This window comes from Candidatus Nomurabacteria bacterium, from assembly GCA_020631905.1.
Taxonomy (GTDB): domain Bacteria; phylum Patescibacteriota; class Saccharimonadia; order Saccharimonadales; family VXPC01; genus JACKGQ01.
Genome location: JACKGQ010000001.1, coordinates 626,273 through 651,635, shown reverse-complemented (window position 1 = coordinate 651,635; position 25,363 = coordinate 626,273). Strand labels below are relative to the sequence as shown.

Sequence of the window (25,363 nt, the reverse complement as noted above, 5' to 3'; positions counted from 1 at the left end):
TCGTTGGATAATCAGAGACGAACGGTGGTGCGTTGCGAGCTGCAGCTCAAGACCGGATGGTCGGGGGTAGGCAGCCCTCGACCAAACTCACTTTTAAAATCCAACTGGATATACCAGCTCTGGTGCCCCGATCCAACCAGGATCCGGGGCTTTTTTCTTTTTATGATAAAATAATCGTAAGTTAAACAAAGGATAAGCTTTGTGTGGATCTAGTAAACCAAGCCGAAATAGTTATTGCCAAAGAGGTTTGAAGTAGTCCAAACATCCTAGATTTTGCCCGATTGCACTTTGAACCTCATAAAAGAAAGAGGTTAAAGATGAATCAATTTGCACCAGAAAGAGTTTACGCTTGCGATCAAGACGGTAAGTTATTATATGGAGATGCCTATTACTTGTCGGCTGTTCAGGCTATAAATGTGCTTCGAGCAGTTAGAGAAGCCCAAATAACTATGTCGCAGTATGATCTAATAAGCTATATTAGTCTAAACTATGGCATCAACTGGCAGATAGTCAAAGAAGGCATTGGTATAGGTGTAAACTTTGGATCAAAACTGAGCGAGTTGGCGACTTTAGTCGAAGAATTAGCACTAGAAAGAGATTTACGAGGACACGATTTGGCTATACCCCTAAATCGATTGTTCGTTAAGAACCTTGAGTTAACAAGCCTAGCAGCAAGAGGCATGTTACAGGTGGTGACTGACACTAATGAAAGACGTTGGCAAAGAGATGTTTTAGTAGCCACCGAAGGCACAGTGCTCGAGTATAATGGCTGTACTCCGGCCTACCCAGTAGCTTTAGAAAGAGATCCACATGGTTGGATGTCTTTAGGAGGTTCGGCGATCCAATCGGCAACAGTAGGCATTGAAAAGATAACTGTTTCGAGCGCTGATTGTGCCGTAAACCTAACTGGCAAAAGAGATGGCTGGTCGTTCGAAGTTGATTTATTCACGATTCAATAGTGTCTTGCCAGATTTCAACTAGATTAGGTCTTGAAGCCGCAAAAAATATTCTGTATACTACTTCGGTAACTCGCGTGAGGGCTTTGCTCTTGTGCTTCAAGTGCAATATGGATCGCGAAACAATAATATTAACTACCATTTGAAAGGAACCAATAAATGGCAGACAATTTTGACAGGTCTAAGCCTCACGTCAACGTCGGTACTATGGGACACGTTGACCATGGTAAGACAACCCTTACAGCAGCAATCACAATGACGCTTTCTAAGCGACTACCTAGCGCTGTTAACAAACCTGTTGCATACGATCAAATCGACAATGCTCCAGAAGAAAAAGCTCGTGGTATAACCATCGCTACATCTCACCAAGAGTACGAGAGCGAAAAGCGCCACTATGCACACGTCGACATGCCTGGTCACGCTGACTATGTAAAAAACATGATTACTGGTGCTGCCCAGATTGATGGCGCCGTACTGGTTGTGTCAGCTGCAGATGGCCCTATGCCACAGACTCGTGAACACGTGCTACTTGCCAAACAAGTTGGTGTGCCAAGCATTCTTGTTTTCCTAAACAAGATGGACCTGGCCGACCCAGAGCTCGTAGAAATCGTCGAAATGGACGTTCGTGAGCTGCTAGCTAAGTATGACTTCGACGAAAACTGCCCAATCATCAAGGGCTCAGCTACAAAAGCTGTCGAAGGCGACGAAGCTGCTATGGACGCAGTCATGGAGCTTGTACATGCTATGGATGACTACATTCCAGAACCTGTACGCGACCTAGACAAGCCATTCCTAATGCCAATCGAAGACGTATTCTCGATTAAAGGCCGTGGTACTGTGGCTACTGGTCGTATCGAAGCTGGTGTTCTAAACCTCAACGACGAAGTTGAAATTGTTGGTATTCGACCAACTCAGAAAACAGTTGTAACCGGTATCGAAGCTTTCAAGAAAAACCTCGACCAAGGTAAGGCTGGCGACAATGCTGGTGTACTTCTAAGAGGTGTTGAACGCGAAGATATCGAACGAGGTCAGGTACTATGCAAACCAGGTTCAATCACTCCACATACCGAGTTTGATGCCGAAGTCTACATCTTAACTAAAGAAGAAGGTGGACGTCACACACCATTCTTTAAAGGTTATAAGCCACAGTTCTACTTTAGAACTACCGACGTAACTGGCGAAGTCGAGCTACCTGCCGACAAAGAAATGGTTATGCCTGGTGACACTGTAACCTTTAAGGTTAAGTTACTTCAACCAATCGCTATGGATCAGGGTCTAAATTTCGCTATTCGCGAAGGTGGCCGAACTGTAGGTGCTGGTGTGGTAACCAAGATTGACAAATAAGTCTTTCTTAACAACTAAAAGGAAGCTCGTTCACGGGCTTCTTTTTAGTTTAATTTACTACATATTTTTTGGAATCGGACTTGGATGATGAAATGTCGTAATATATCCTAAGGTGTATGACTTTTGAGCAAGTAGAGATAATTGATGACCCTTTACGTACTCCGTTTTTGGAACGTATGTTATCTATGTTTCCTTCGCTAAAGATTCTACTCCCAGAAAACGAGAGTACGACAGAACACGCTAGAAGCAGCCTACGATCTGCTACTTCTCGATCGAATGCTCAATCCATGCTCCGATCAACACCAAATGTAGATATCGGCAGAAAAGATCTAGACGCAATAACGGCAGCTTTGTACGAACTAGACGCCTTACTAGATGATCGCCAGGCATTTGAGGCAACAATTTCAGAAACTCTGTATGACGTAGTTAGGTCGATAGCGGAGTTGACTGGCACCGAGCCGCTACTAGATTCTGAGGCAACCGAGGCTTATGTGGCTAAAATTGCCTCTGACTTAACTCCCGAAGCAAGTACTCGAGAGTTTGGGCAGGCGATCGCTAGAGAGGCCGAAAAGGTTACAGACTGGCAGCTGGTAGAACTGTTGATGTATAAAACAAATAATACAACCGAGAAAACCATGCAGAGGAAGTTAGTAACCGGGCTCGTACTCTCAGAACTTTGGCTAAAGGCAAATCGTTTAGACGCTATAGTTAGTGCATATCAAGCGGGCGAATTTGACTGTGAAATCTTAGCTCATCAGATTGAACAAGAAGCCAATAGTGGTGTAGTGGCTAGTGAAGTCGAGTTCGCTGTCAGAGTCGCACAGGCGTTTGCTGAAGTTGATCGGCGTATGGTAATCGAAGCAGTAGCTTCTGGTCGGATTAACTTGCCCCCAAAAGCTCAAGAATTAGCCCTAAGTTACAGAAATGATCTATTAAACCGGCTAGGTAATTTTATCGAAGAAGGGCGTAAAAAACTTGGCAATATTCGATCTACTGGCCGGAGTGTTGAAGAAGTAATCCAATCGCTGAGATTGCATTACGAACGACACTCGTTGCGCATGTTTAGTAACAACACAAACATACCAGTACCACGAAGATTGAAAATAAAGACTAGGGCCGCCGAAATTAATGACGAGCTAAAAGCAGAGCAAGCAGAAAGCCAAGATGTACAAGAGCCGTGTCCGCTTAGAGAGGTTAAGGTTGCTTCAGAAAAATTAGGCCTTGAAGAGCTAATCGAAAATTATGTGAATCAATACAGAGGCACAAGGCTACTATACGAAGATCTGGTTGCAGCTGTTGAGTGGTTGAGAAAAATCGATTTTTCAAATGGGCCGGTTAGGGGTGTAAAACAACATCATTACACGATTGAAATCGACGGCAAAATGTTGCCAGTATACGGTCTGAAACCACAAGACGCAGTTGGAGTCCCGACACGCTCAAAAACCGCTAGACATACGCGGGTCACTTTTACTTATACAGAGCAAACGATAACTGTAGTCGACATTCATTATCGAGGTGATATGGCCCAGTTGGAAAGATCACTTGGTTTAGGTGCAGTTCGACGCGGCTAAGCTGCAGCTAGATTGACTAAACCATTAAAAACAGATATAGTAAAATATGTTATTAATCAGAGTGACTAAAAGTCTTTACGATAACCTCTCTATAGGCTCGTGACGATGTTACACTCTAAACAGATCTTGGATCTTAGATCTCAGATTATTGAAAGGAAAAAAACTATGGCCGAGGCCAATGTTCCAACTCAGCGAATTCGAATTCGCTTAAAAGCATACGATCACAAAGTAATCGACCAATCTGCTAAGCAGATCGTTGATACGGCCTTGCGTACTGGGGCAAAAATTGTTGGCCCAGTGCCACTACCTACCCGTAAAACTACTTACACCGTAGTGAAAAGCCCACATGTTTATAAAAAAGGCCGAGAACAGTTCGAAATGCGCGTCCACAAGCGACTTATCGATATCACCGAGCCAAGCCCCAAGACCATTGATAGTTTGATGAACCTATCGTTGCCGGCTGGCTGCGACGCCGAAATCAAGATGTAAGAAGTTTTATTTAAACATGGTGGGAAAGGAGTTTTAAGATGGCAGAAACCTTAACCCCAGCGATGGAAGTGGTCAGAGACAGAATGGCACGCTTCAAGACCTTAATGGATAGACTAGAGAATGTATGTCGGAGTGGTAGCTTAGATGCATTAGGTAAAGTTTCCGAAAACTTAGCCCAAGTACTTGCCAGAGCGATTATCGAAGAATCCCAGCACGGAAAACTGTCTACTACAGTCGAAGTAGCGGAGGTAGAATTTGTTAGTGAAGTATGGACTCAACATAAACAGCTTGGGCTTGCGCTTGATAATCAATTTTTACCGGATAAAGCAAGAACTTTACTAACACCGATTCATGCCACAGCCGAGACCGCCTTAAATTATGTACCTGCGCGGCTTCATGTGCGTGATCTAACAATACTGGGTCAAGCCGAGCTAGAGTATCTTAGTGTGGCAAGTTTTAGCAGACATCTTGAACCTATACGTGCGACAGCGAAAGATCTTGGCTATTATCGTAATTTCATCCCAAGAATGAGACTTTATGGCGTATTAACTATGCCGGATGAAACTCGGCCAGAAAACTATGCACGTGGGGTTCGGTTTGCTGAAGTTCTCCGTGTTTCTCGAGCAGCCCAAGAAGATGGCTTGCCAATGGCAGCATAGGTGTTGACTACTGTTAACATTTTTGCTAAAATGCACTAGTTAAATATCAAGCAAGCATCAAGGCTTGGTGAGCCGGAAGGTCATTTGCTAGACAATAACAGATGAAACCACCAGACACCAAGTACTTTTTATGCCCAAAGCTCGCGATATAAAACAGCTGTTTATAAACTAAATCCAAGGAGACACTCCTTACTGTTTCACGCATATGTTTTTATGCGGCACAGTGATGAGAAAGCTATGAAAGCTATATTTGGTACAAAACTCGGTATGACCTCGATCGTTGATGACAACGGCTCGATGGTTGCCGTGACTTTGCTTTCCGCTAGCCCTAACAAGGTAGTCCAAGTTAAAACCACTGAAAAAGATGGTTACCAAGCAATTCAGCTTGGTTTTGGAAAAGCCAAGAATACAGGCAAAGCGGCAGCTGGTCACTATAAAAAAGCTGGTATCGAACCAGTTGCAAAACTAAAAGAAGTCCGAGTCGACGAACTTCCCGAAGACCTTAAGGTTGGAGACGAAGTCAAAGTCGACTCTTTTGCTGTTGGTGATATCGTGGATGTAACCGGAACAAGCAAAGGCAAAGGCTGGGCTGGTACCATTAAACGCCACAACTTCCATCGACAACGAAAAACACACGGTGGTAAGGGCGACACACGTAAAGTTGGTTCGATTGGATCAATGTACCCACAACGTATTTTTAAAGGCAAGAAAATGGCCGGACAATATGGTGGGACTACCGTAACTACCGAAAGACTTCGTGTAGCTCTAGTTGATACAGAACTTAACGTTATCGGTGTTATAGGTGCAGTACCTGGACCAAATAAAAGCACAGTTGTAGTTAGGGAGGCCCGAAGATGAGCGTAGCTACTTACACAAAGACAGGCGCAAAAGCTACTTCGCCAGCTAAACTAAATAAAGACGTATTCAATGTAGAAGTTAATAGTCATGAACTAGTCCGTCTAGCCTACGAAGGCTTTAACCAAGACGTGCGACGTAATCTAGCTAAAACACTTCGTCGTGGTGAAGTTCGCGGTGGTGGCCGCAAGCCTTGGCGCCAGAAAGGTACTGGCCGAGCTCGATTTGGCTCGACACGTAACCCAATCTGGACTGGCGGTGGTATCGTTTTTGGCCCTTTGGGTAACGAAAACTACACCACCAAACTTAATAAGAAAGCCAAGAGCGAAGCCATGCGTCAAGCTTTAAGCTTAAAAAACATCTCGAATAAATTAGTTGTTATCGAGAGTTTACCAACAAGCGGTAAAACTGCCGAGCTAGCTAAGCTAGTCGACAAACTTGGCGCAAAAGGCTCGGTTGTACTTGTCGATGCTACCAAGAACGACTCTGTTGGTCGGGCAGTAGCCAACTTAGCCAATGTCAGTTTGCTAACCAGTAGCTACCTGAATGTACGGCGCGTACTCGACGCAGACTTAGTGGTGTTAACTAGCAAAGCTGTAGAAGCTCTCGAAGCACGATTGGCAGGTAAATAATCATGATCGATATTAAACTTATTCCAAGAATCAGCGAGAAAGCCTACACGCAGGCCGATAAGCACAATGTATATGCATTTGTTGTTCCAGTAAGTGCAAATAAGATTGAGATTAAAAAAGCTGTCGAAGCTGTTTACGGTGTTAGTGTTACTAATGTGCGCACCCTAGTCCAAGACGGTAAACAAGCGCGCAGTATTCGAATCAAACAACGTGGTCGCTACCTAAGTGGTCGACGTTCTGATATGAAAAAAGCCTACGTGACCCTAAAAGATGGCGATCAAATCCCTGTTTTTGCAGAAATGATGTCTGAAGGAGGAGAACAGTAATGGCTATTAAAACTCACCGACCAGTAACTCCAGGCCAACGCGGTATGACAACTCAAGACTTGAGTGCAATTACCACCAAACGCCCTGTTAAGAGCTTGCTTGCTACACGCAAACAACAAGCCGGACGCAATAATCGTGGCGTTATTACTTCGCGAAGACGAGGTGGAGGTGCTAAGCGTCATTACCGTGTTATGAACTGGAATCTACCAGAAGGCTTTAAAGCCACAGTCGAACATATCGAATACGATCCAACCAGAAGCGCTAGAATTGCTCGCTTAAAAGAAAGCACAGGCAAGTACCATTACATAGTTGCGCCAAAAGGCTTAAAGCAAGGTGCTACAGTTTGTGCTGGTCAAGATGCTCCTATTGAATTAGCAAACCGCCTACCACTCAAAAACATTCCAACCGGTACGATTATTTACAGTGTTGAAATGATCCCTGGTAACGGTGCACAGATGGTTCGGAGCGCTGGTGCTATGGCTCAGCTAGCTGCTAAAGACGAAGGTTATGTTCAGGTCAAGTTACCTAGCGGCGAAGTTCGCCGAGTTCACGAAGACGCTCAAGCTCATATTGGGGCTGTTGGGAACGAACAACACCAAAACGTTAAGCTTGGTAAGGCAGGACGTAGTCGCCACATGAGCCGACGTCCAAAAGTACGAGGTGTCGTGATGAACCCTGTAGATCACCCACACGGTGGTGGTGAAGCACGCGGTAAGGGCTATAAAGCCCCGACAACTCCTTGGGGTCAAAAGACACTTGGCTACAAGACTCGAGCTAGAAATAAAGTAACCAATAAGTTTATTGTAAGAAGCCGACATGCCGGCAAGAGGAAATAAATCATGAGTAGAAGCTTAAAGAAAGGTCCATTCATTGATCCGAAGCTAGCTAAGAAAGTTGCAGCACTCGGTAAAGAAGACCGCACAATCATCAAAACTTGGGCCCGCAGCAGTACAATTTCGCCAGAATTTGTTGGCAAGACGATAGCTGTTCATAACGGCAAAGTACATGTGCCGGTACACGTAACTGAAAACATGGTCGGTCACAAACTTGGTGAATTTTCACCAACTCGTAAGTTCCGCAGCCATGGTGGAAAGTTGGCCAAGGGGTAAATTATGAGTGTTAAAGCAATTGCCAAAAATGTTCGGATGAGTCCTCGTAAAGTTAACGAAGTTGCTGCGCTTGTACGCGGTCGGACTGTCGCCGAAGCTTTAGTAATTTTAGACCACGTCCCTCGTCGAGCCGCTCAACCTGTTCGAAAAACAGTTGCTAGCGCTAAAGCCAACGCTATCAAGAACCATAATTTCAAAGAAGATGGTTTATATATTGAGCAAATCTTTGTTAATGCTGGTGCTAGATTCAAACGTTATCGACCAGCAGCTCACGGACGAGCCCTACCGTTTATTCGCAGAAGTAGCAACGTTTATGTAATTGTAAATGGTGAGCAGCGACCAGCTAAGAAGCCTGCTACCACTAAGAAGGAGGCAAAATAATGGGTCAAAAAGTAAATCCTATTAGCATGCGTCTTCAGGTTAGCAAAGACTGGCGAAGCAAATGGTTTGTTAACAAACGCGATTTTGCAAGTTATCTAGAGCAAGACTTGAAGGCTCGAGAGATGATTAGTAAAAAGCTAGGCATCCGGGCCAGTATTAATCGTATCAATATTGAACGATCTGCTAGCCAAATCGTATTCACTATTTACACAGGTCGAGCCGGTGTGGTTATTGGTCGCGGTGGATCTGGTGTTCAAGAGCTCAACAAAGAGCTGGCCAAGATTTATGGTGTACCAGTCAAAATCAACATTGAAGAGATTAAGAAACCAGAGCTTTACGCTCAGCTTCAAGCCGAGAACATTGCAAACCAGATGGAACGCCGTATATCTTTTAGACGAGCGATTAAAAGTACTGCAGCTGCTAGCATGCGCGCCGGAGCTAAGGGTGTACGCATCGAAGTTGCCGGTCGTCTAGGTGGAGCCGAAATGTCGCGTCGCGAAAAAGAAATTGCTGGTTCAGTACCTTTGCACACTCTACGAGCTGATGTCGATTACGGCTATGCCAGGGCTTATTACCCAGGTAGTGGCATTATCGGCGTCAAGGTTTGGATATACAAAGGGGAGGTGCGCTAATGTTACTTCCTAATAAAATGAAGTACCGCAAGGCTTTTAAGGGCCGTATTCATGGCAAAGCTCGACGCGGTAACGCTGTATCCTTCGGTAGTTATGGACTCCAGTCCCAAGACGCTGCAAGGATTACGAGTCGTCAGATCGAAGCTTCTAGACAAGCAATGACTCGCTATACCAAACGTGGTGGTAAGATCTGGATTCGGATTTTTCCGCACTTGCCTGTAACCCAAAAGCCAATCGGCTTAAAGATGGGTAAGGGTAAAGGTTCTCCAGAGTACTACGCTGCTAGGGTCCGTCCCGGCACGGTAATGTTTGAAATCGATGGCGTGACAGAGGAAATTGCTCGCGAAGCCCTACGTCTAGCAGCACATAAATTGCCTGTTCGGACAAAAGTTATCGAAAAGGAGAAGTTCTAATGGCTGACAAAAAATCTACCACTAAAACTACTGAACCTGTCGCTAAAGATAGCCAAAGCCAACTCTTAGAATTAAGAAAAACTTTGAACGAGCAGATTCGCAGTCAGAAATCAGGCACAGCTACAAATATGAAAGCTGCCCGAGCAACGCGTAAACAAATTGCCAGATTAATGACAGAAATTAATAAGCAAAAGGGTGAAAGGAGCTAATATGAAAACGTTACAAGGAACAGTTGTATCAGATGTAAATAACAAAACTATTATTGTTAATGTGGCGACTAGCAAGAATCATCCGCTATACAAGAAACGCTACACAACAACCAAAAAATATGCTGCCCATGATGAAAAGAACCAGGCCAAAATCGGCGATATCGTAATTATTAGTGAAACCCGTCCTGTATCTAAGCAGAAAACCTGGAAACTAGATAAAATTGTTGGTCAAGCCGAAATGAAGCATCAAGACGCACCATTGGAAGCTGAGGAGGCATAAGATGGTTCAGCAGGAATCTTATTTGAAAGTAGCCGATAACAGCGGCGCAAAAGTAATCTCGTGCATACGAGTGCTTGGTGGTACCCGCAAAAGATACGCCAGAGTCGGTGATATTATCGTGGCTAGTGTTAAACAGGCCAGTCCGACGGGTGCGATTAAGAAAAAATCGGTAGTTCGAGCTGTAGTTGTTCGTAGTCGCGATCAAATTCGACGCAAAGATGGCAGTACGATAGCCTTCGATGACAACGCAGCCGTAATTATTAACGATGATAAAGAACCACGAGCAACTCGAATTTTTGGACCAGTACCTCGTGAGCTTCGCGATTTAGGCTATAGCAAAATCGTCAGCTTAGCACCGGAGGTACTATAATGTCTGGAATATATAAAATTCGCGTTAAAAAAGGTGACACAGTAGTGGTTACTACAGGCCGAGATAAGGGTAAGACTGGTGTAGTGCTAGCAACTCACCCTCAACTAAATAAAGTAACCGTTGAAGGCGTTAACCTTGTTAAACGTCATACAAAACCTTCGAAGGTACACCCACAAGGCGGGATCATTGAAAGTACTTCACCGATTTGGGTAAGTAAAGTTGCCGTTATCGACCCAACCACAAAGAAGCCAACAAGGATTGGCTATAAACTAGACAAAGACGGTAAGAAGTCTCGGATCTATAAAGCTAGTGGAAAGGAGATCAAGTAATGTCTGACAAAACGACAGTCTTTGTGCCTAGGCTCAAAGCTGAATATGCAAAATCTTTACGCGCAAAGTTACAGAAAGATCTCGATCTAGCTAATATTAATCAAGTTCCAAAACTTGAAAAGATAGTTTTAAATATCGGTTTAGGCAAAGCTAAAGACGATAAACGTATGTTTGAAGTAGCCGAAAACACACTTCGCAAAATAACAGGACAACAACCGGTAGTAACTGCAGCCAAGATGTCGATTGCAAGCTTTAAGTTGCGTGAAGGCAATAAGGTTGGGATTATGGTCACATTGCGTGGCGATCGGATGTATGAATTCCTCGATAGGATAGTCAATATCGTTTTACCAAGACTCCGTGATTTTCACGGAATTAGCTTAAAAGCTTTTGATAAAAACGGTAATTATAGCTTTGGTCTTAAAGAACAAGCAGTTTTCCCAGAACTAAGCTATGAAGAAACTGCTGTCGCTCATGGTTTGCAAATAACCATCGTTGTAAAGTGCGAGAACAAAGAACATAGCAAAGCTTTACTCAAAGAGTTTGGTGTACCGTTTGAACGATCAGAAGGAGATAAGTAATGGCTAAGAAATCGATGATTGCACGCGATAAAAAACGAAACATCGCAAAAATGAAAACTTCTGCAAAACGCAACGAGTTAAAGAATTTGGGTGACCTCGATGGTCTACACAACTTGCCACGTAAGGCAAGTGTCACACGACACAAGAATCGCTGTAACATGTGTGGACGTCCAAGATCATATATGCGTGATTTCGGGCTTTGCCGAGTCTGTTTCCGTGAGCAAGCAAGTAAAGGTAATATCCCTGGCGTAACTAAGGCCAGCTGGTAGGAAAGGAGAATATAGATGTATAGTACAGATCCAATCGCCGACATGTTGTCGCGTATCCGAAATGCCATGCTGGTAAACAAAAACGAGCTAGATGTGCCATATTCCAAAATCAAAGAGCAGATTGCCAACATTCTTAAAAACAAGAATTTTGTAGATAGTGTTAGTGTCAGCGGCGAAGGTAAAACTAAGCAAATACACATTCTAATGCACGCCGAACTAGAACGACCTCGAATAACTGAAATTAAGCGACTGAGTCGACCGGGGAGCCGAGTCTATGCTAGCACCAAAGAGGTGCCAGTAATTAAGAACGGACGTGGCATAGTCCTAGTTTCAACAAGTCGAGGCATAATGACCGGAGACGAAGCTAAGCAACAAAAAGTTGGCGGAGAAGTTCTCTGCAGCGTTTATTAGAGTAATAAGGAGAAAGGTATGAGTCGAATAGGAAAACAACCCATCCAAATCCCATCGGGAGTGACAATCACTGTCGACGAGGCCTTTGTAACTGTTAAAGGACCAAAAGGTGAATTAAAGCAGTTTACAATGCCGGGAATAACAGTTAGTCAATCAGACAACGAGCTACTAGTTAGTCGAGAATCTGATGTTAAAGAGCTAAGAGCTAAGCATGGCTTAATGCGTAGCCTAATATCAAACATGGTAATTGGTGTTACACAAGGCTTTGGCAAAAAGTTAGAGATCCACGGAGTTGGTTTTAAAGTAGCCTTAAATGGATCAGACTTAAAATTAAACTTAGGTTTTAGCCATGAAGTTGTCTATAAATTGCCAGAAGGTGTTCAGGCAACGGTTGAACAAAATACTATTTTAGTGAGTGGCATTGATAAACAGAAAGTCGGTCAGATTGCCTCAGAAATTAGAGCATTGAAGAAGCCAGAACCATACAAAGGTAAGGGCATACGGTACACCGGTGAATATATAATTCGTAAAGCTGGCAAGAGCGGAAAGGAAGCTTAGATCATGTCGAGATTATCTAATATATCAAAAAATAAGATCAGCCGTTCAAAGCGTACGCGTACAACACTCAAGACTGTCAGCGATCGCCCAAGATTGAGCGTCCATATCAGCAATACAAATGTCTATGCCCAGATTATTGACGATACCACGCATAAAACATTGGTAAGTGCGAATTCGTTGAAAATTAAAAATGGTAATATGACAGAAAAAGCTGCCCAAGTTGGTGAAACGATTGCAATAGCCGCCACCAAACTTAAGCTTAAATTAGTCGCTTTTGATCGTGGCAACAAAAAATACCATGGTCGAGTAAAAGCATTAGCCGATGCCGCACGCCAGAAAGGACTGGAGTTTTAAGATGGATTCACACAAACAAGCACAATTGAACGACGACACTCAAAATATGGATCAAAGAGTATTGGCTGTTGATCGAGTCGCAAGAGTTGTTAAGGGTGGACGACGTTTCCGTTTCCGGGCTTTAGTATGTCTTGGCGATAAGCAAGGTAGCGTAGGAGTTGGGAGTGCCAAAGGCGCCGATGTTACTTCTGCAATCACAAAAGCTGTCGCAATTGCTCGGAAAAATATGATTAAAGTGTCACTGAAAGGCACAACTTTACCACACGAAGTACAAGCTAAGGTCGGCGGCGCTAAGATTTTAATCAAACCCGCACCAGAAGGTACTGGTCTTATAGCCGGAAGTGTTGTACGTGAGATTTTAGACGCCCTAGGTGTAGCAAACGCAGTCACTAAGTCTCTCGGTAACAACAACAAGACCAACGCGTCCTATGCATGTATCGAGGCATTGCAAAGTCTTGTGCCTGAAAATAAATGGGTTACCGCTAGTTCTAAATCGACTCCAAAAAAGGAGACTAAATAATGAAATTCAATGAGCTAAATATAGAAGCACGTAAACAGCCAACGAGAGTTGGCCGAGGGATTTCGGCAGGTAAAGGTAAAACTGCTGGTCGTGGCACAAAAGGTCAAAAAGCCCGAACTGGTGGGAATATTCGTCCTGGATTTGAAGGTGGACAGAACCCACTTATCCAGCGTTTACCAAAATTGCGCGGTTTTAAGAGTCACCGACCGCTAGCTTATACGATTTACACTGGCCAACTAGATGCTATTAAGTCACAGAAAATCAATTCGACTGTCCTAGCTGACGCTGGCTTGATTAAAGATGCTTACCATACAGTAAAACTAGTAGTAAAGGGTGAATTAAAGACAGCCAAAACTTTAGAGATCTCCGCAATTAGTGCTAGCGCTCTAGCTATGGTTCAATCTGCTGGAGGAAGCTTTGTACGGACTGCAAAATTGCAACGCCCAAAGAAAAACTCGTCAAAAAATGACAAATAGTAGTATACTACTGTAAATTGCCAAATTTAAGGATTTAAGAGGGTAAAATTTTGAACTGGAAACTGCTCGCACGCGGATTTAAGAATGCTGATATGCGCAAAAGGATTTTTGCGGTTATCGGTATGATGATTGTATTTAGAATCCTAGCTCATGTGCCGATTCCTCTAGCAGAGCCAGTTCAATTAAAACAGATTCTTAATAACCTTCTCAATGACCAAAACGCACCCCAGCTGTTAAGCTTTCTGAACGTCTTATCTGGTGGTGCACTGGCTAGTTTATCGATTATGCTTGTCGGTCTCGGGCCTTATATAAATGCATCGATAATCATGCAGGTATTAGGCAAAGCTATACCGAAGTTAGAGAATCTCCAGAAAGAAGGCGAGTTTGGTAGACGTAAGATTAACCAATACACCCGTATTTTAACTTTTCCATTAGCAATCATTCAATCTATTGGAGCTATATATTTGGTACGCCAAGTAGCTGGGAATGCCGGAGGCTTTGGTGACGTAATCGCTCAAGCTAGCATGTCGCAATGGGTTCTAATGATAAGTGCCCTGACTGGTGGAGCCATGGTACTCATGTGGCTTGGAGAACTTATCACCGAGAAGAGTATCGGTAATGGCATCAGCTTGTTGATTACTGTCGGAATTGTCAGTCAACTACCTTTCATCTTCAGTACATTGTTTAAAGAGCTTATTGATAAATCTGCTTCTTACAGTATTTTTGGACTATTCGATCTCCCGATCAACGGCACCTGGCTATTAATAACACTTGGGGTCGTGATTTCAACCCTGCTAATTACTATTTTTGTTGTGTATCTAAACGAAGCGCAGCGTCCGGTTAAGATCTCGTATGCAAAAAAGATTCAAGGAAACCGTACATACGGTGATGTTTCAACAGTACTACCAGTAAAACTAGTTACTGCTGGCGTGATTCCGATAATTTTTGCGGTTGCGTTTCTTTCTGTTCCACAGCTGGTTGGTCGTTTATTGGTAGGCTCGACACTAGCCACTGATCTGAGCCTCACCCATTGGCAGTCGGTAGGTCATAAATTAGTTGAATGGTTTAGTACACCAGGTTCAGCTACAGCAACTGGAGTAGCTGATTGGACGGCCTTCAACACCTATATTTATCCGTTAACATATCTGTTGCTTGTGATGGTATTCACTTATTTCTATACAAACATTGTGTTTAACGCAAAAGAAATTTCTGAGCAGTTGCAAAGACAAGGTGGATTTATAGCCGATATACGTCCAGGTAAAGACACCGAGAAGTATCTTTCAAAGTTAGTTAACAGATTAAACCTGTTTGGCGCTATGAGCCTAGGATTCTTGGCCCTAACACCTATAATCGCTCAAGGATTAATCGGTACGAGCAAGCTAGCGATTGGTGGTACAAGCATACTAATCTTGGTTGCTGTAGCCCTTGAAACCATGCGACAGCTTGAATCAAAGGCATTAATGCTAACTTATGATGACTACGATCGTAATCTAGGACCAACAGAAAAAAATGATGAAACTACCAAAACTAGTAAAAACTTCGGTAGTTTTACTAAAAAACTCTTTACAAAGAAGTAATAGTTTTGTATAATCGCCATCTGTTAGTCTTATGTCTAAAAACAAGGAAGTTATTGAGCTTGAAGGCAAAATTGTCGAGTGCCTACCCGGCACCAAGTTCATAGTCGAACTTGAAAATGGACATCAGATACGTTGCACGATATCAGGCAGAATGCGCAAGAATTACATTCGCTTGGTACCGGGTGACCGCGTGAAAGTAGAGATGACCATGTATGATCTCTCGCAGGGTCGCGTAACTTTCCGCATTTAGTAAATAACAAGGAGGCTGGTCTCATGAAAGTACGCGCAAGCGTTAAAAAGATCTCCCCGGACGACATTATTGTGCGTCGTAAGGGTAAGGTTTATGTGATCAATAAGAAAAAGCCTCGCCACAAACAAAGGCAGGGCTAAATGGCACGAATAAGTGGCGTGACTATTCCAACAGAGAAGCAAGTGCATATCGCGCTTACTTATGTTTACGGAATTGGTCAAAAGCATAGCAATGATATCTTGGAAACCGCCAAGGTGGAGCGAACTACTCGAGTTAAGAATTTAACTGATGACGAGATTAGCCGTATCCAAGAAGTTATTAACACCAACTACACTGTTGAAGGTGAACTCCAACGAGTAGTAGTCGGAAATATTAAAAGGTTGCGCGACATCAAGTCTTATCGAGGAGATCGTCACGCACGTAATTTGCCTAGTCGGGGTCAGCGAACCAAAACCAACGCTCGTACTCGTCGTGGTAAAAAAGTAACTGTTGGTGGAACTACGAAGAAAGCACCATCTAAGACTTAGTCGGGTATATATTATGGAAGAAATTGCACAACAAACCACTACAGTAGAAGCAACTACAAACGAAGTAACAGCTACCGCAAAGCGTGGTAAAAAAACTAAGCGCAACGTACCGCACGCGCAAATTCATGTATTTGCTTCATTTAACAATACTATCGTTACTTTGACAGATGCAAGCGGAGCAGTTTTAGCTGCTACAAGTGCCGGAGCTTGCGGTTTTCGCGGCTCTAAAAAAGGCACAGCATATGCAGCTCAAGTGGCCGCGGAAAAGGTAGCCAGTACGGCTAAACAAATTTTTGGAGTACGTAAAGCGGACGTATTTGTAAAGGGCGTTGGCCAGGGACGCGATACAGCAGCTCGAGCTTTAATGAGTCAAGACATTTCGATTGAGTCGATAACCGACAAGACACCTGTTGCTCATGGCGGAGTTAGACCAAGAAAATCGAGGAAAGGATAGACATGGCCAGAGATCTTACACCAGTTGTTAAACAAAGTCGTAGAGAAGGCTATGCGCTTCATCCAAAAGCTCATAAGTATCTTGCCAAACAAGCAACACCAGGCTCACAAATGCAGTCAGGTGGTCGAAGAAGTTCAAGTAGCCAGTACTCTGTTCAAATGCGCGAAAAGCAAAAAGTACGTCGTTTATATGGATTACTAGAAAAGCAGTTTAGCAACTTACTAAAAGAAGCTAGCCGCAACCGTGGCCAAACTGGCGAAATGGCACTTATCTTTCTAGAAAGACGCTTAGATAACGCCGTTTACCGCTCAGGGTTTGCCACTAGTCGTAAAAGCGCTAGACAGCTAGTTACGCATGGTCACTTCACATTGAACGGCCGACGAGTAGATATACCATCTGTTCGCTTAAAAGTTGGTGATGAAATTGTTGTTAGGCCACACAGCACAAAAAGTGGTTATTTCAAGAATTTCGAAGAGGTAAGTCCTAAGCCATCGAGCACACCTGCCTGGATAAAAGTAGACAGAAAAAATTTGAAATTTTCTGTTACAAATTTACCTACCAGGGATGACGCCGAAGAAGATATTAAAGAACAGCTAATAGTTGAGTTTTACTCGAGATAATAAGGTAAGAGGTATATATTATGACTAAAACAATTCATACACCATCAATCACGAATATTGATGAAACTGGTAATAGTGCTACATTCACTGTAGAGCCTTTGTTAGCTGGCTATGGTATGACACTAGGTAACAGCATTAGGCGTGTACTTTTGACCAGTATCTCTGGTGCAGCTGTGACTGCTTTCAAGGTAAAGGGTGCATCACACGAGTTCACAACTCTACCGGGTGTAAAAGAAGATGTAGTACAAATCATGTTAAATCTTAAAGGTTTACGATTTAAAGTATTTTCTGACGAGCCTCAAACAATAACTCTCTCTAAAAAAGGTGCTGGTCCGGTAAAAGCAGCTGACATATCAGGAAATGCCGATGTTGAGGTAGTCAATAAAGACCACCTAATCGCTACCTTAGATAGCGCCAAAGACTCGATCGAGATTGAATTGGTTGTGGAAACAGGACGAGGCTACCAAAGTGTCGAAGAAAGTACTGCCCGTAAAGCTTCAGATATGATTGCTTTAGACGCAATTTTTAGCCCTGTTCTAAGGGTGCGATACCATGTCGAGAATACTCGAGTTGGTCAAATGACCAATCTTGATAAACTAATGGTTACCGTAGATACAGACGCGACCATCACACCTAAAGACGCTTTTGAAGAAGCATCAGCAATTTTAGCCAGTCAATACCAAGCATTAGCCGGACAGACTGAAGTCGCAAGTGAGTCTTTTGCTAGTAAGTCAGAAGAATCACATGTCGAAACAAGTAGCGAAGATCCAGAAGAGCTTTTGGTTTCAATTGAAGATCTAAACTTTAGCGCACGCACTACTAACGCTTTAATCAACAACGACATCCATACTCTAAAAGACTTGTTTACACTGTCTGAAATTGAGTTAAAAGAACTTAAAGGTTTCGGCAGTAAAGCACTAGACGAAGTTAAAGATAAACTTGCGGAGATGGAGCTTTAAGATGCATCGTCACGGATATAAGGGTCGTAAATTCGGCCGAGAAAGGGATCAGCGCAGAGCTCTACTGAAAGGTTTGGCCAGCGCTTTGATTGAACGAGGTAGTATCAAAACAACTCTGCCTAAGGCAAAAGAAGTAGTTCCTTACACTGAAAAGCTAATCACCAAAGCAAAAAAAGGTGATCTACATTCGCGTCGTCAAGTTATTGCTAAACTAGCCAATCCAGCAAGCGCCCACAAATTAGTAGACGAAATCGCTCCAAAACTTACAAAACGTACCAGTGGTCATCTAAGAATTGATAAAGACTTGATGGGTCGTCGTGGTGACAATGCTGCAATGGCTACAGTTACATTTGTAGATGAACTTAATGTCGCGCCTGTAGCGAAAAAAGTAGAGACAGATAATCTACCTGCAGTTGACACACCAAAGCTTAATGCAAAATCAAAGAAAACTGCTAGCGCACCTGAAGCGGCCAAGAGAACTGCAACTCAGTCTGGCCTACACGCCAGTGATGCCAAAACTGCTGGCAAGAGAACGGGTAGACGAGGTAACCGATAATGAAGACATATTCACAGAAATCTACAGAAGTTAAACGTAAGTGGCTGATTGTTGACGCCTCCGGAATATCTTTAGGTAGACTGGCAACAGTAGTAGCGACACTCTTAAGTGGCAAACATAAGCCGACATTTACACCGCATACAGATGGTGGAGACTTTGTGGTGGTGATAAATGCCGAAAAAATTAGACTATCTGGCAATAAGCTAACTGATAAAAAGTACTACCGACATAGTGGTTTTCCGGGTAACTTAAAAGAAGTAACTGCTGGTGAAGTATTAACTACACGGCCTGAACGAGTTATCGAAGCTGCGGTAAGAGGAATGTTACCTAAGAATAAGCTAGCAGATGGACGTATAGAAAGACTAAAAATCTACGCCGGAACAGAGCACAAGCACGCTGCTCAAAAACCAGTAAATTACCCGATTGGAGCTAAATAATGGCTAAAGATACATATTTCTACGCAACTGGTCGACGAAAAAGTTCAACAGCCAGGGTTAGAGTAATGAGCGGTAAGGGCAGCATAGTGGTAAATGACTTACCAGCCTCTCAATACTTTGCAGAAAGCGAATTGCTTTTAAAAGAACTTAGTCTACCATTTAAGGTTCTAGATAAAGCAGACCAGTTTGACGTTACCGTTAAAGTATCTGGTGGCGGACACCATGGGCAGGCAGAATCGATTAAATTGGGCATCGCTATGGCCTTGGCCAGCATGAATGAGGATCAAAAAAGCACACTTCGACGAGCAGATTTACTCGGAAGAGATCCTCGAGCTAAAGAACGTAAGAAATTCGGTCTTAAAGGCGCACGCAAACAACGCCAATTCACAAAACGCTAAAAAATCACAGACTACAGAATCAAAAGGTCTTTCTGTTACATCGAGAGACCTTTTTGTATGCTAGATCGTTCTAATGTCGTCTGGTTGTTTAAGTCTACAAATTTAGATACGCTGTAATAAATGTTAATATAATATTGTGTACTGATGTAGCCAAGCTACATCAAACTACGCGAGGTTAAATGGCTACTAAACAGATAATCAATATAACCATTGATGACAAAAATTTACGTGCAGATAATGTAATCTCACGAAATTTTCCGATGCTCAGTCGAAGTTTTATTAAGAAACTTGCCAAAGAAAACCGTCTAAAATTTAATGATCAGCCTGTTAGTTGCGGTTATAAATTACGTCAAACCGGGCTACTTGTATTAGATTACGACATGACACAATTAGAAAATATACCTGAGCTTGATCTGGAGACGGTTTATGAAGACAAACATATCATTGTTATCAACAAACCCTCTGGGGTTATTACACACTCTAGGGGAAAGTATTGGGATGAACCTTCCGTGGCTTCTAGTATACGTACCAAACTACATAAAGCCGGAATCACCGATATGCGGGCAGGTATAGTTCATCGATTAGATCGGGCTACTAGTGGTTTACTAGTTTGTGCAAAAGACTCAACAACAGCCGCATATCTACAGCAACAATTCGAAAAGCGCTTAGTCGAAAAAACATATTTTGCAATCGTGCCTCATGTAGACCTTCCCAAAAAAGGCTTCATAGATAAACCCATAGGTAGAAACTTGCGTAAACCATCGCAGTTTAAGGTCGATCCAAACGGCAAGGAAGCTCAGACTGAGTTCGAGATACTTGAGGATACGGGCAGTCTGTTGCTTTTAAGCCTTAAGCCGAAAACCGGGAGAACCCATCAACTCCGTGTTCATATGGCAAGTCTTGGAGTCCCGATAGCAGGCGACAACCTATACGATAGTAGTTTAGAGGCACCAAGATTAATGTTACATGCGGCTGAACTAACAATAAACTACCCGACTGACAGCCACAAAAAAACTTTTACAGCAGCACTACCTAAAGAATTTAAGGACTACTTAACGTGAAATCTTACGCCTTGCACGATACGGTTCATGAGCTACTGTCTAGTTTTGCAGGCAAACCCAACGGCAATTTACTAATTGTTGGCGTTAAAGGAAGCGGCCTAAGCATGGCTATAGATTACGTAGTACACAGTATATATGCCGGCAAAGAACGTCCTGGCGAAATTATTAGGATGAGCGAGTTCACAGTAGAGGCGTCTAGACAATTACTTAAACAACTATCAGTGACCCGTGCCAACACACAAAAACCTAGATTAGTTGTTATCGATGATGCTCACAAACTAAACATCGAAGCCCAAAATACACTACTAAAAACAATCGAGGAACCACCAAAATCAACTCACTTTATATTGGCGACGTCTGATATGTCTAGAATTTTGCCAACAATTGCCTCGAGATGTTTTATTGTAAAGTTAAAACGCCCTGCGATTGATGATTTAAGAACTGTCTTTGCAAGCTACTCGGACTCAGATTTTAATCAAAGTCTACATATGGCTGATGGTTGGCCTGGAACAATGCGTAATATTTTAGAAAACACTGATTCACCAATCGTAGTACAAATAAATCAAGCCAAAGACTTTATGAGTAAAAATATTGAAACTCGAATTGCAGAGACAATGAAGATAGACCGAGAAGGAATTCAAGCTCTTCTCGAAGGCATGCTTAGAATTTGCAACGCTTATATGCGGATATATGCAGCTAACGATAAAAAGACTGAACTTTCGAAATGGCAAGCCAGAACACGCGTTTTAAATACCTTAGATAAGCAAGTCGAGTCAGGATTAAACCCAAAACTTGCAGCTCTGAGCATGTCATTAAATATCTAAATTGGTATAATACAACTAATGTACGAGTTATTAATTTTACTACTAGTCGCAGCCATGGCCTTACGTTCTGTGTATCGACCAGATAGCGGGCATGATGATGTTCCCCACAAAATTGGAAGCAGGATGGCAAGATTATGGGATGTAGCCCAAGAAGGTATGCGCGAAAGTAAATTTTTGAGGGCCGAAAAAGCCTTGTTAACTATTTTAAAAATAGATGAAAAAAATGCAGCAGCTTACAACCGATTAGGCATACTATATGCTAAGCAAAAAGAATTTGATGATGCGATTGATTGTTTTGAAATCGCCACAACAATAGAGCGGACTGCGAGCGGATTACACAATCTGGGTTTAATATATTTTGAAACAGAGCAATATGAAAAAGCTCGAATTGCTTTTGAACAAGCCATAGAGCTAGAAGATAGTCTGGCTACTCGTCACATTGCTTTGGCCAAAGTGCTTGAAAGACTTGGCAAACCAACAGAAATGACAATTGAGTTAGAAAAAGCTGTTGAGCTCGAACCAAATCCAGAAAGCTTAAGTCTACTAGCGAAAGCATATCAGACGCTAGGAAGAGATGAAGATCAAAAAAATATTGAGTCAAAATTAAAATCACATGTCTTGCCACCAGGACAGCATAAGCGGATAAAAAGACCAAGTAAAGCCGTTGTCTAGTGGGTGATTTTTTGCTACTATTTAGCGGTCTTTATTAGACTATCAAGCCGGTGTAGCTCAGGGGTTAGAGCATCTGTTTTGTAAACAGAGGGTCGTGGGTTCGAATCCCTCCACCGGCTCCAGTATCATGCCGATACGCAATCTTTTAATATCATTTTTTTACATGCAGGGTTAGTGAAGCGGTCAAACACGACAGACTGTAAATCTGTTGGCTTATGCCTTCGTAGGTTCGAATCCTACACCCTGCACCAAGATATAACCACCTCAATAGGTGGTTATTCTATTAAATACACTGGTATAGTGTACTGGCTAAATTCTTTTAGTAACGGCTTACCGTAGATTAGTCTGTGCATACTTTCTGCTTCCCACATCGCTCCGTGCAAGGCATTATGTGGACGAGGTTCTTTAGGTAAACCACAAAATGGGTGAATGAAATCCGTATCCATAACGCTCCAGCCATTTGTTAAAGGTATAACCTTTCCTAGCGAGAGCATTTTTGCATAAGCTAAACTGTGCAAATCAATACTTCGCTTGCGTAATACTAAGGCAACTCTAGACTGTTCGGCTTTGACACTTAAAAAGGGGACGTCAAAGGCTTGAATATGTAGGCCAGCGATTACTTTTACTGGCCGAGACTCGTACCACTCAGCAAAATTTCGTAATAAACTTTGACGTGATTGCTTATATCTATCGCGTGCCATTACTTCTGAAATACCATTTATCTTGCCGGCCTCTGGATCATATGCTTCGTTATCGTGAAGCCTGGCTTCTTCATAGAAACGTCGACTTGGAAATCTTAAATCGATAGCTCCAATACTAAGTATTCCGTGTTTTTGCGGGTCTAAACCACTCGTCTCGATATCTAATACAATCATGATTATATGATACAATATTCGAGTTAAATTTGCCGTTGTAGCTCAGTGGTAGAGCACTTCCATGGTAAGGAAGGGGTCACGAGTTCAAATCTCGTCAACGGCTCCATGTCATACTGAAAAACGATCATAACCTGAATCTGGCTGGGTAAGTGGCCAGATTTTCAGTTTTATAGATAATTTTGTATCTCACACTCCAAAAAAAATAGTTTTGCGGCGGACTGCTTTATCGATGACAATTATTAGTCCATAAATCTTATTGCCCAAATCTACTTCATCTGTTACAATACACCCCTGTTATGGCAAAATCTAAGTCAAAAAGAGTTTTGGTCGGTCTTGTAAGTCAGGTCACTGGCCATCGACGCTATGCTAAAAAGAACACTCTAAATACACCAGAACCTCTGGTATTGAATAAGTACGACCCTGTAGCCCGTAAAGTAGTCGAGTATAAAGAAACAAAGAAAAATCTTGGTCGAAACGAAGTAAAACCTCGTAAAAAATAGCCTCAATTACGTAGTAAGATCAAACAGTTTATATACTCAGCGTGGCTCCATATTAGTGGACCAACGCCTAGTTGTTTGGATGTTTTCGGGTCGATTTGTTCACTAATCATCCCATTCGCACCGAAACGTTGACTAGTCCACTCCAGTAATTTCTCGGCTCTCTCTATATGTCCAGTTTTGGCAAGGTATTGCACATACCAAAATGTGCAAATGAACCATGGATTTCCGGAGTCTTTTGGGTTGTTACGTAAATAATCATCATCAGTATACCTTGCAACACCAGTAAGCGAACCGTTCATTAACTGGCGCTCTATAGCGTCGGCAGACTTTGTTAAATGTGATTGATTTTCCAACTGTTTAGAAAATGTGAATAATGGATATATGCTACTGGCATCAAGTGTTTTATCGTAGAGATATTCTCCGTTCTCCTGTATTTTAAAGCCTTTTATGTAATAGCCTAAGTCACGATCATAATATTTGTCCAAATTCTTCTCGATAATAGCCGATGCTTCTAGCCAACGTGATGTCGCCTCATCTTGGTAATATCTTTCTGTTACTTCAGCAATACGACGCAAGGCAGCAGACACGAGATAAGAAGTATAGGTTGTTGAAAGGAATTTTTGCTCCCATAAATCATAGCTGGGGTGGGGAAGATGCGTGACGCTATCGATATAATTTGCTAAAAATTCTGCACACGGCCTGACGAATCGATTGAACGTCTGCATAAAATAGTCTGCGTCTTGGCTGTACATATCATATTCGGCAATCATTAATAGTATTATGGCTGTTTCATCTTCTTGAATAGCGAGCTCTTTATGATGTTCCTGAACCTGTGGATGCCAAGTACTTCCGAAAGCACCGTCGGTTTGATATTTATGTTGTAAATAACCGTCTGGATGCATGACTTGGGCAAAGAAATCAAAAAACTTACGCGCTTCTTCGAAATAACCTAACTTAATCAAAGGCCACAAAGAATACGCTCCATCTCTAGGCCAACAATATGCGTAATAGTCACGACCATAGTTGTAGAGACTACTATCTCCGCTGGCAATTATCCCACCGTTTTTATCTATATGGGCTTTAATGGTCAGTAAAGAACTCAAGGCATTTTCTTTTTCTGTCTGACTAAGTTTTACAGGTAAATTATCGCTAGCCTTAGTTAACCACTGGTGCCAATTTGTTCGAGTTGCATTAAGCCTACCCTCGAGCGAATCGTCCAATATGCGCTGGTGCACGCGGTACGCATCTTGCTGAGTGTCACCAAAAGCTAGCCAATACTCAATTTTTTGCCATTCCTGAGGACCAAGGTCTAAACTGTGTGCTATTACCGAATCAATCCCACCGTGCTCAACTAAGTTACCAGAAAGCTCGCCATCTTCTGCATCTTTAAAAGTTCCACTTTTACCTTCTATCGCATAATTACCAACAGCAAATTCGTTGAATGCCAAACCATCGTTATGGCTATAAACAATAATTGCTGTATGGCCTTTATAGTCAAATATATAGTTACCATCAGGTACATAAAATGCTGTATCGGCCCGGCCATTTCGACTAATTTGGAATACTTGATGCAAGAATACCTTAACTGTACGACGACGGTTTAGTTTATTGATTACTTTTATGCTTCGCATGAAGGCATTTTCGTCGTAGTCTACAGCGTCGTTGGCTTGTATTTCGAGATTTAGCTTCTCGTTAGAAAATACGATTTCAGAAACCATAGTTCCGTATTCATATTTCAAAGACACTTCCCAGGTACCATCATCTAGCCAGCTGAATTTATCATCAACAAATACACCAATTTTATGAGGGATTAGTCTAGAGGTCTTAAGGTTTTCTAGGCCAACATACGGAAAATAGATATCATCAACTAAGCCAAATTTATTTAAGCCTATGAACAATGACCCATTTGATAAACAAACTGGTCTGGCCATG

39 protein-coding genes, 3 tRNA genes and 1 pseudogene are annotated in these 25,363 nt (G+C 42.5%); 41 read left to right on the top strand and 2 right to left on the bottom strand.

Features of this window, described 5'->3' with window-relative positions; genetic code table 11:
• The first annotated feature begins 317 nt into the window (after positions 1-317).
• The 39 genes and pseudogenes from H6798_03435 (at position 318) to H6798_03245 (ending at position 22,307) form a co-directional block, all read left to right on the top strand.
• The gene (locus H6798_03435; GenBank protein ID MCB9821562.1) at positions 318-959 is read left to right on the top strand and encodes a hypothetical protein; all 642 of its coding nucleotides are present in this window, start codon (positions 318-320) and stop codon (positions 957-959) included.
• A gap of 156 nt (positions 960-1,115) precedes the next feature.
• Positions 1,116-2,300 carry an elongation factor Tu gene (gene tuf, locus H6798_03430; GenBank protein ID MCB9821561.1) on the top strand — a complete coding sequence of 395 codons (1,185 nt, stop codon included), beginning with the start codon at positions 1,116-1,118 and terminating at the stop codon, positions 2,298-2,300.
• 116 nt (positions 2,301-2,416) lie between these two features.
• Positions 2,417-3,871, top strand: a complete 1,455-nt coding sequence (locus H6798_03425) for a hypothetical protein (protein MCB9821560.1) — start codon at positions 2,417-2,419, stop codon at positions 3,869-3,871.
• Between the two features lie 165 nt (positions 3,872-4,036).
• The gene (gene rpsJ, locus H6798_03420) at positions 4,037-4,360 is read left to right on the top strand and encodes a 30S ribosomal protein S10 (GenBank protein MCB9821559.1); all 324 of its coding nucleotides are present in this window, start codon (positions 4,037-4,039) and stop codon (positions 4,358-4,360) included.
• 38 nt (positions 4,361-4,398) lie between these two features.
• Entirely contained in the window at positions 4,399-5,019 is a 621-nt protein-coding gene (locus tag H6798_03415; protein MCB9821558.1) for a hypothetical protein, read from the top strand.
• Positions 5,020-5,256: 237 nt separating this feature from the next.
• The gene (gene rplC, locus H6798_03410; protein ID MCB9821557.1) at positions 5,257-5,877 is read left to right on the top strand and encodes a 50S ribosomal protein L3; all 621 of its coding nucleotides are present in this window, start codon (positions 5,257-5,259) and stop codon (positions 5,875-5,877) included.
• Entirely contained in the window at positions 5,874-6,506 is a 633-nt protein-coding gene (gene rplD / locus H6798_03405; protein MCB9821556.1) for a 50S ribosomal protein L4, read from the top strand. The genes rplC and rplD overlap by 4 nt, the downstream gene beginning before the upstream one ends.
• Before the next feature lie 2 nt (positions 6,507-6,508).
• Positions 6,509-6,832, top strand: coding sequence for a 50S ribosomal protein L23 (rplW, locus tag H6798_03400; protein ID MCB9821555.1), 324 nt, complete (start codon positions 6,509-6,511; stop codon positions 6,830-6,832).
• The gene (rplB, locus tag H6798_03395) at positions 6,832-7,668 is read left to right on the top strand and encodes a 50S ribosomal protein L2 (protein MCB9821554.1); all 837 of its coding nucleotides are present in this window, start codon (positions 6,832-6,834) and stop codon (positions 7,666-7,668) included. Before rplW ends, rplB begins: the two co-directional genes overlap by 1 nt.
• A gap of 3 nt (positions 7,669-7,671) precedes the next feature.
• Positions 7,672-7,941 (top strand): 30S ribosomal protein S19, encoded by a 270-nt coding sequence (gene rpsS, locus H6798_03390; protein ID MCB9821553.1) that lies wholly within the window; start codon positions 7,672-7,674, stop codon positions 7,939-7,941.
• Between the two features lie 3 nt (positions 7,942-7,944).
• Positions 7,945-8,322, top strand: coding sequence for a 50S ribosomal protein L22 (gene rplV, locus H6798_03385; GenBank protein MCB9821552.1), 378 nt, complete (start codon positions 7,945-7,947; stop codon positions 8,320-8,322).
• Positions 8,322-8,954 (top strand): 30S ribosomal protein S3, encoded by a 633-nt coding sequence (rpsC, locus tag H6798_03380; GenBank protein ID MCB9821551.1) that lies wholly within the window; start codon positions 8,322-8,324, stop codon positions 8,952-8,954. The genes rplV and rpsC overlap by 1 nt, the downstream gene beginning before the upstream one ends.
• Positions 8,954-9,367, top strand: coding sequence for a 50S ribosomal protein L16 (rplP, locus tag H6798_03375; protein MCB9821550.1), 414 nt, complete (start codon positions 8,954-8,956; stop codon positions 9,365-9,367). Before rpsC ends, rplP begins: the two co-directional genes overlap by 1 nt.
• Positions 9,367-9,576: a 50S ribosomal protein L29 gene (locus H6798_03370; GenBank protein ID MCB9821549.1), complete on the top strand. Its 210-nt coding sequence runs from the start codon at positions 9,367-9,369 to the stop codon at positions 9,574-9,576. Before rplP ends, H6798_03370 begins: the two co-directional genes overlap by 1 nt.
• 1 nt (position 9,577) lies before the next feature.
• Entirely contained in the window at positions 9,578-9,856 is a 279-nt protein-coding gene (gene rpsQ / locus H6798_03365) for a 30S ribosomal protein S17 (GenBank protein ID MCB9821548.1), read from the top strand.
• A gap of 1 nt (position 9,857) precedes the next feature.
• Positions 9,858-10,226 (top strand): 50S ribosomal protein L14, encoded by a 369-nt coding sequence (gene rplN / locus H6798_03360; GenBank protein ID MCB9821547.1) that lies wholly within the window; start codon positions 9,858-9,860, stop codon positions 10,224-10,226.
• A 17-nt stretch (positions 10,227-10,243) separates the two neighbouring features.
• The gene (gene rplX / locus H6798_03355; GenBank protein ID MCB9821546.1) at positions 10,244-10,555 is read left to right on the top strand and encodes a 50S ribosomal protein L24; all 312 of its coding nucleotides are present in this window, start codon (positions 10,244-10,246) and stop codon (positions 10,553-10,555) included.
• Complete coding sequence (gene rplE, locus H6798_03350) at positions 10,555-11,133, top strand: 50S ribosomal protein L5 (protein ID MCB9821545.1); 579 nt, start codon at positions 10,555-10,557, stop codon at positions 11,131-11,133. The genes rplX and rplE overlap by 1 nt, the downstream gene beginning before the upstream one ends.
• Positions 11,133-11,402, top strand: coding sequence for a 30S ribosomal protein S14 (rpsN, locus tag H6798_03345; protein ID MCB9821544.1), 270 nt, complete (start codon positions 11,133-11,135; stop codon positions 11,400-11,402). The genes rplE and rpsN overlap by 1 nt, the downstream gene beginning before the upstream one ends.
• A gap of 9 nt (positions 11,403-11,411) precedes the next feature.
• Positions 11,412-11,813 (top strand): annotated as a pseudogene (gene rpsH, locus H6798_03340) (30S ribosomal protein S8).
• An 18-nt stretch (positions 11,814-11,831) separates the two neighbouring features.
• On the top strand, positions 11,832-12,371 hold the full coding sequence (gene rplF, locus H6798_03335; GenBank protein ID MCB9821543.1) for a 50S ribosomal protein L6: 540 nt from the start codon (positions 11,832-11,834) through the stop codon (positions 12,369-12,371).
• 3 nt (positions 12,372-12,374) lie between these two features.
• Positions 12,375-12,725 (top strand): 50S ribosomal protein L18, encoded by a 351-nt coding sequence (locus tag H6798_03330; GenBank protein ID MCB9821542.1) that lies wholly within the window; start codon positions 12,375-12,377, stop codon positions 12,723-12,725.
• A 46-nt stretch (positions 12,726-12,771) separates the two neighbouring features.
• The gene (rpsE, locus tag H6798_03325; GenBank protein MCB9821541.1) at positions 12,772-13,245 is read left to right on the top strand and encodes a 30S ribosomal protein S5; all 474 of its coding nucleotides are present in this window, start codon (positions 12,772-12,774) and stop codon (positions 13,243-13,245) included.
• Complete coding sequence (gene rplO, locus H6798_03320; GenBank protein MCB9821540.1) at positions 13,245-13,721, top strand: 50S ribosomal protein L15; 477 nt, start codon at positions 13,245-13,247, stop codon at positions 13,719-13,721. The genes rpsE and rplO overlap by 1 nt, the downstream gene beginning before the upstream one ends.
• A 50-nt stretch (positions 13,722-13,771) precedes the next feature.
• Positions 13,772-15,298, top strand: coding sequence for a preprotein translocase subunit SecY (gene secY / locus H6798_03315; protein MCB9821539.1), 1,527 nt, complete (start codon positions 13,772-13,774; stop codon positions 15,296-15,298).
• 31 nt (positions 15,299-15,329) lie between these two features.
• Positions 15,330-15,548: a translation initiation factor IF-1 gene (gene infA, locus H6798_03310; protein ID MCB9821538.1), complete on the top strand. Its 219-nt coding sequence runs from the start codon at positions 15,330-15,332 to the stop codon at positions 15,546-15,548.
• Positions 15,549-15,571: 23 nt separating this feature from the next.
• Positions 15,572-15,688, top strand: a complete 117-nt coding sequence (gene rpmJ / locus H6798_03305; protein ID MCB9821537.1) for a 50S ribosomal protein L36 — start codon at positions 15,572-15,574, stop codon at positions 15,686-15,688.
• Positions 15,689-16,075 carry a 30S ribosomal protein S13 gene (rpsM, locus tag H6798_03300; protein MCB9821536.1) on the top strand — a complete coding sequence of 129 codons (387 nt, stop codon included), beginning with the start codon at positions 15,689-15,691 and terminating at the stop codon, positions 16,073-16,075.
• A gap of 13 nt (positions 16,076-16,088) precedes the next feature.
• On the top strand, positions 16,089-16,529 hold the full coding sequence (gene rpsK, locus H6798_03295; GenBank protein MCB9821535.1) for a 30S ribosomal protein S11: 441 nt from the start codon (positions 16,089-16,091) through the stop codon (positions 16,527-16,529).
• Between the two features lie 2 nt (positions 16,530-16,531).
• Entirely contained in the window at positions 16,532-17,149 is a 618-nt protein-coding gene (rpsD, locus tag H6798_03290) for a 30S ribosomal protein S4 (protein ID MCB9821534.1), read from the top strand.
• Between the two features lie 20 nt (positions 17,150-17,169).
• Positions 17,170-18,108: a DNA-directed RNA polymerase subunit alpha gene (locus H6798_03285; GenBank protein MCB9821533.1), complete on the top strand. Its 939-nt coding sequence runs from the start codon at positions 17,170-17,172 to the stop codon at positions 18,106-18,108.
• Between the two features lies 1 nt (position 18,109).
• Positions 18,110-18,664, top strand: a complete 555-nt coding sequence (gene rplQ / locus H6798_03280) for a 50S ribosomal protein L17 (protein MCB9821532.1) — start codon at positions 18,110-18,112, stop codon at positions 18,662-18,664.
• Positions 18,661-19,101 (top strand): 50S ribosomal protein L13, encoded by a 441-nt coding sequence (rplM, locus tag H6798_03275; protein ID MCB9821531.1) that lies wholly within the window; start codon positions 18,661-18,663, stop codon positions 19,099-19,101. Before rplQ ends, rplM begins: the two co-directional genes overlap by 4 nt.
• Positions 19,101-19,499 (top strand): 30S ribosomal protein S9, encoded by a 399-nt coding sequence (rpsI, locus tag H6798_03270; protein MCB9821530.1) that lies wholly within the window; start codon positions 19,101-19,103, stop codon positions 19,497-19,499. Before rplM ends, rpsI begins: the two co-directional genes overlap by 1 nt.
• Before the next feature lie 179 nt (positions 19,500-19,678).
• The gene (locus H6798_03265; GenBank protein ID MCB9821529.1) at positions 19,679-20,560 is read left to right on the top strand and encodes an RluA family pseudouridine synthase; all 882 of its coding nucleotides are present in this window, start codon (positions 19,679-19,681) and stop codon (positions 20,558-20,560) included.
• A complete protein-coding gene (locus H6798_03260; GenBank protein ID MCB9821528.1) occupies positions 20,557-21,384 on the top strand; it encodes an AAA family ATPase in 828 nt (275 codons plus the stop codon). The genes H6798_03265 and H6798_03260 overlap by 4 nt, the downstream gene beginning before the upstream one ends.
• An 18-nt stretch (positions 21,385-21,402) precedes the next feature.
• Positions 21,403-22,056 (top strand): tetratricopeptide repeat protein, encoded by a 654-nt coding sequence (locus H6798_03255; GenBank protein ID MCB9821527.1) that lies wholly within the window; start codon positions 21,403-21,405, stop codon positions 22,054-22,056.
• A gap of 46 nt (positions 22,057-22,102) precedes the next feature.
• A tRNA-Thr gene (locus H6798_03250) sits at positions 22,103-22,178 on the top strand.
• A 43-nt stretch (positions 22,179-22,221) separates the two neighbouring features.
• Positions 22,222-22,307 (top strand) — tRNA-Tyr (locus tag H6798_03245).
• Positions 22,308-22,331: 24 nt separating this feature from the next.
• Here H6798_03245 and H6798_03240 read toward each other — a convergent pair.
• Positions 22,332-22,931, bottom strand: a complete 600-nt coding sequence (locus H6798_03240) for a hypothetical protein (protein MCB9821526.1) — start codon at positions 22,929-22,931, stop codon at positions 22,332-22,334.
• Between the two features lie 31 nt (positions 22,932-22,962).
• On the opposite strand from H6798_03240, the gene H6798_03235 reads away from it, so the two are divergent.
• A tRNA-Thr gene (locus H6798_03235) sits at positions 22,963-23,037 on the top strand.
• Between the two features lie 190 nt (positions 23,038-23,227).
• The gene (gene rpmG / locus H6798_03230) at positions 23,228-23,431 is read left to right on the top strand and encodes a 50S ribosomal protein L33 (protein ID MCB9821525.1); all 204 of its coding nucleotides are present in this window, start codon (positions 23,228-23,230) and stop codon (positions 23,429-23,431) included.
• 2 nt (positions 23,432-23,433) lie between these two features.
• Here the strand turns inward: rpmG and H6798_03225 are convergent, their stop codons facing one another.
• Positions 23,434-25,362, bottom strand: a complete 1,929-nt coding sequence (locus H6798_03225; protein ID MCB9821524.1) for a glycoside hydrolase family 15 protein — start codon at positions 25,360-25,362, stop codon at positions 23,434-23,436.
• Position 25,363 lies beyond the last annotated feature (1 nt).

Bases quoted from the DNA above. Each gene is read 5' to 3' on its own strand.
- H6798_03435 (MCB9821562.1), top strand. From the start codon at position 318: ATGAATCAATTTGCACCAGAAAGAGTTTACGCTTGCGATCAAGACGGT.
- tuf (MCB9821561.1), top strand. From the start codon at position 1,116: ATGGCAGACAATTTTGACAGGTCTAAGCCTCACGTCAACGTCGGTACT.
- H6798_03425 (MCB9821560.1), top strand. From the start codon at position 2,417: ATGACTTTTGAGCAAGTAGAGATAATTGATGACCCTTTACGTACTCCG.
- rpsJ (MCB9821559.1), top strand. From the start codon at position 4,037: ATGGCCGAGGCCAATGTTCCAACTCAGCGAATTCGAATTCGCTTAAAA.
- H6798_03415 (MCB9821558.1), top strand. From the start codon at position 4,399: ATGGCAGAAACCTTAACCCCAGCGATGGAAGTGGTCAGAGACAGAATG.
- rplC (MCB9821557.1), top strand. From the start codon at position 5,257: ATGAAAGCTATATTTGGTACAAAACTCGGTATGACCTCGATCGTTGAT.
- rplD (MCB9821556.1), top strand. From the start codon at position 5,874: ATGAGCGTAGCTACTTACACAAAGACAGGCGCAAAAGCTACTTCGCCA.
- rplW (MCB9821555.1), top strand. From the start codon at position 6,509: ATGATCGATATTAAACTTATTCCAAGAATCAGCGAGAAAGCCTACACG.
- rplB (MCB9821554.1), top strand. From the start codon at position 6,832: ATGGCTATTAAAACTCACCGACCAGTAACTCCAGGCCAACGCGGTATG.
- rpsS (MCB9821553.1), top strand. From the start codon at position 7,672: ATGAGTAGAAGCTTAAAGAAAGGTCCATTCATTGATCCGAAGCTAGCT.
- rplV (MCB9821552.1), top strand. From the start codon at position 7,945: ATGAGTGTTAAAGCAATTGCCAAAAATGTTCGGATGAGTCCTCGTAAA.
- rpsC (MCB9821551.1), top strand. From the start codon at position 8,322: ATGGGTCAAAAAGTAAATCCTATTAGCATGCGTCTTCAGGTTAGCAAA.
- rplP (MCB9821550.1), top strand. From the start codon at position 8,954: ATGTTACTTCCTAATAAAATGAAGTACCGCAAGGCTTTTAAGGGCCGT.
- H6798_03370 (MCB9821549.1), top strand. From the start codon at position 9,367: ATGGCTGACAAAAAATCTACCACTAAAACTACTGAACCTGTCGCTAAA.
- rpsQ (MCB9821548.1), top strand. From the start codon at position 9,578: ATGAAAACGTTACAAGGAACAGTTGTATCAGATGTAAATAACAAAACT.
- rplN (MCB9821547.1), top strand. From the start codon at position 9,858: ATGGTTCAGCAGGAATCTTATTTGAAAGTAGCCGATAACAGCGGCGCA.
- rplE (MCB9821545.1), top strand. From the start codon at position 10,555: ATGTCTGACAAAACGACAGTCTTTGTGCCTAGGCTCAAAGCTGAATAT.
- rpsN (MCB9821544.1), top strand. From the start codon at position 11,133: ATGGCTAAGAAATCGATGATTGCACGCGATAAAAAACGAAACATCGCA.
- rplF (MCB9821543.1), top strand. From the start codon at position 11,832: ATGAGTCGAATAGGAAAACAACCCATCCAAATCCCATCGGGAGTGACA.
- H6798_03330 (MCB9821542.1), top strand. From the start codon at position 12,375: ATGTCGAGATTATCTAATATATCAAAAAATAAGATCAGCCGTTCAAAG.
- rpsE (MCB9821541.1), top strand. From the start codon at position 12,772: ATGGATCAAAGAGTATTGGCTGTTGATCGAGTCGCAAGAGTTGTTAAG.
- rplO (MCB9821540.1), top strand. From the start codon at position 13,245: ATGAAATTCAATGAGCTAAATATAGAAGCACGTAAACAGCCAACGAGA.
- infA (MCB9821538.1), top strand. From the start codon at position 15,330: ATGTCTAAAAACAAGGAAGTTATTGAGCTTGAAGGCAAAATTGTCGAG.
- rpmJ (MCB9821537.1), top strand. From the start codon at position 15,572: ATGAAAGTACGCGCAAGCGTTAAAAAGATCTCCCCGGACGACATTATT.
- rpsM (MCB9821536.1), top strand. From the start codon at position 15,689: ATGGCACGAATAAGTGGCGTGACTATTCCAACAGAGAAGCAAGTGCAT.
- rpsK (MCB9821535.1), top strand. From the start codon at position 16,089: ATGGAAGAAATTGCACAACAAACCACTACAGTAGAAGCAACTACAAAC.
- rpsD (MCB9821534.1), top strand. From the start codon at position 16,532: ATGGCCAGAGATCTTACACCAGTTGTTAAACAAAGTCGTAGAGAAGGC.
- H6798_03285 (MCB9821533.1), top strand. From the start codon at position 17,170: ATGACTAAAACAATTCATACACCATCAATCACGAATATTGATGAAACT.
- rplQ (MCB9821532.1), top strand. From the start codon at position 18,110: ATGCATCGTCACGGATATAAGGGTCGTAAATTCGGCCGAGAAAGGGAT.
- rpsI (MCB9821530.1), top strand. From the start codon at position 19,101: ATGGCTAAAGATACATATTTCTACGCAACTGGTCGACGAAAAAGTTCA.
- H6798_03265 (MCB9821529.1), top strand. From the start codon at position 19,679: ATGGCTACTAAACAGATAATCAATATAACCATTGATGACAAAAATTTA.
- H6798_03255 (MCB9821527.1), top strand. From the start codon at position 21,403: ATGTACGAGTTATTAATTTTACTACTAGTCGCAGCCATGGCCTTACGT.
- H6798_03240 (MCB9821526.1), bottom strand. From the start codon at position 22,931: ATGATTGTATTAGATATCGAGACGAGTGGTTTAGACCCGCAAAAACAC.
- rpmG (MCB9821525.1), top strand. From the start codon at position 23,228: ATGGCAAAATCTAAGTCAAAAAGAGTTTTGGTCGGTCTTGTAAGTCAG.
- H6798_03225 (MCB9821524.1), bottom strand. From the start codon at position 25,362: ATGGCCAGACCAGTTTGTTTATCAAATGGGTCATTGTTCATAGGCTTA.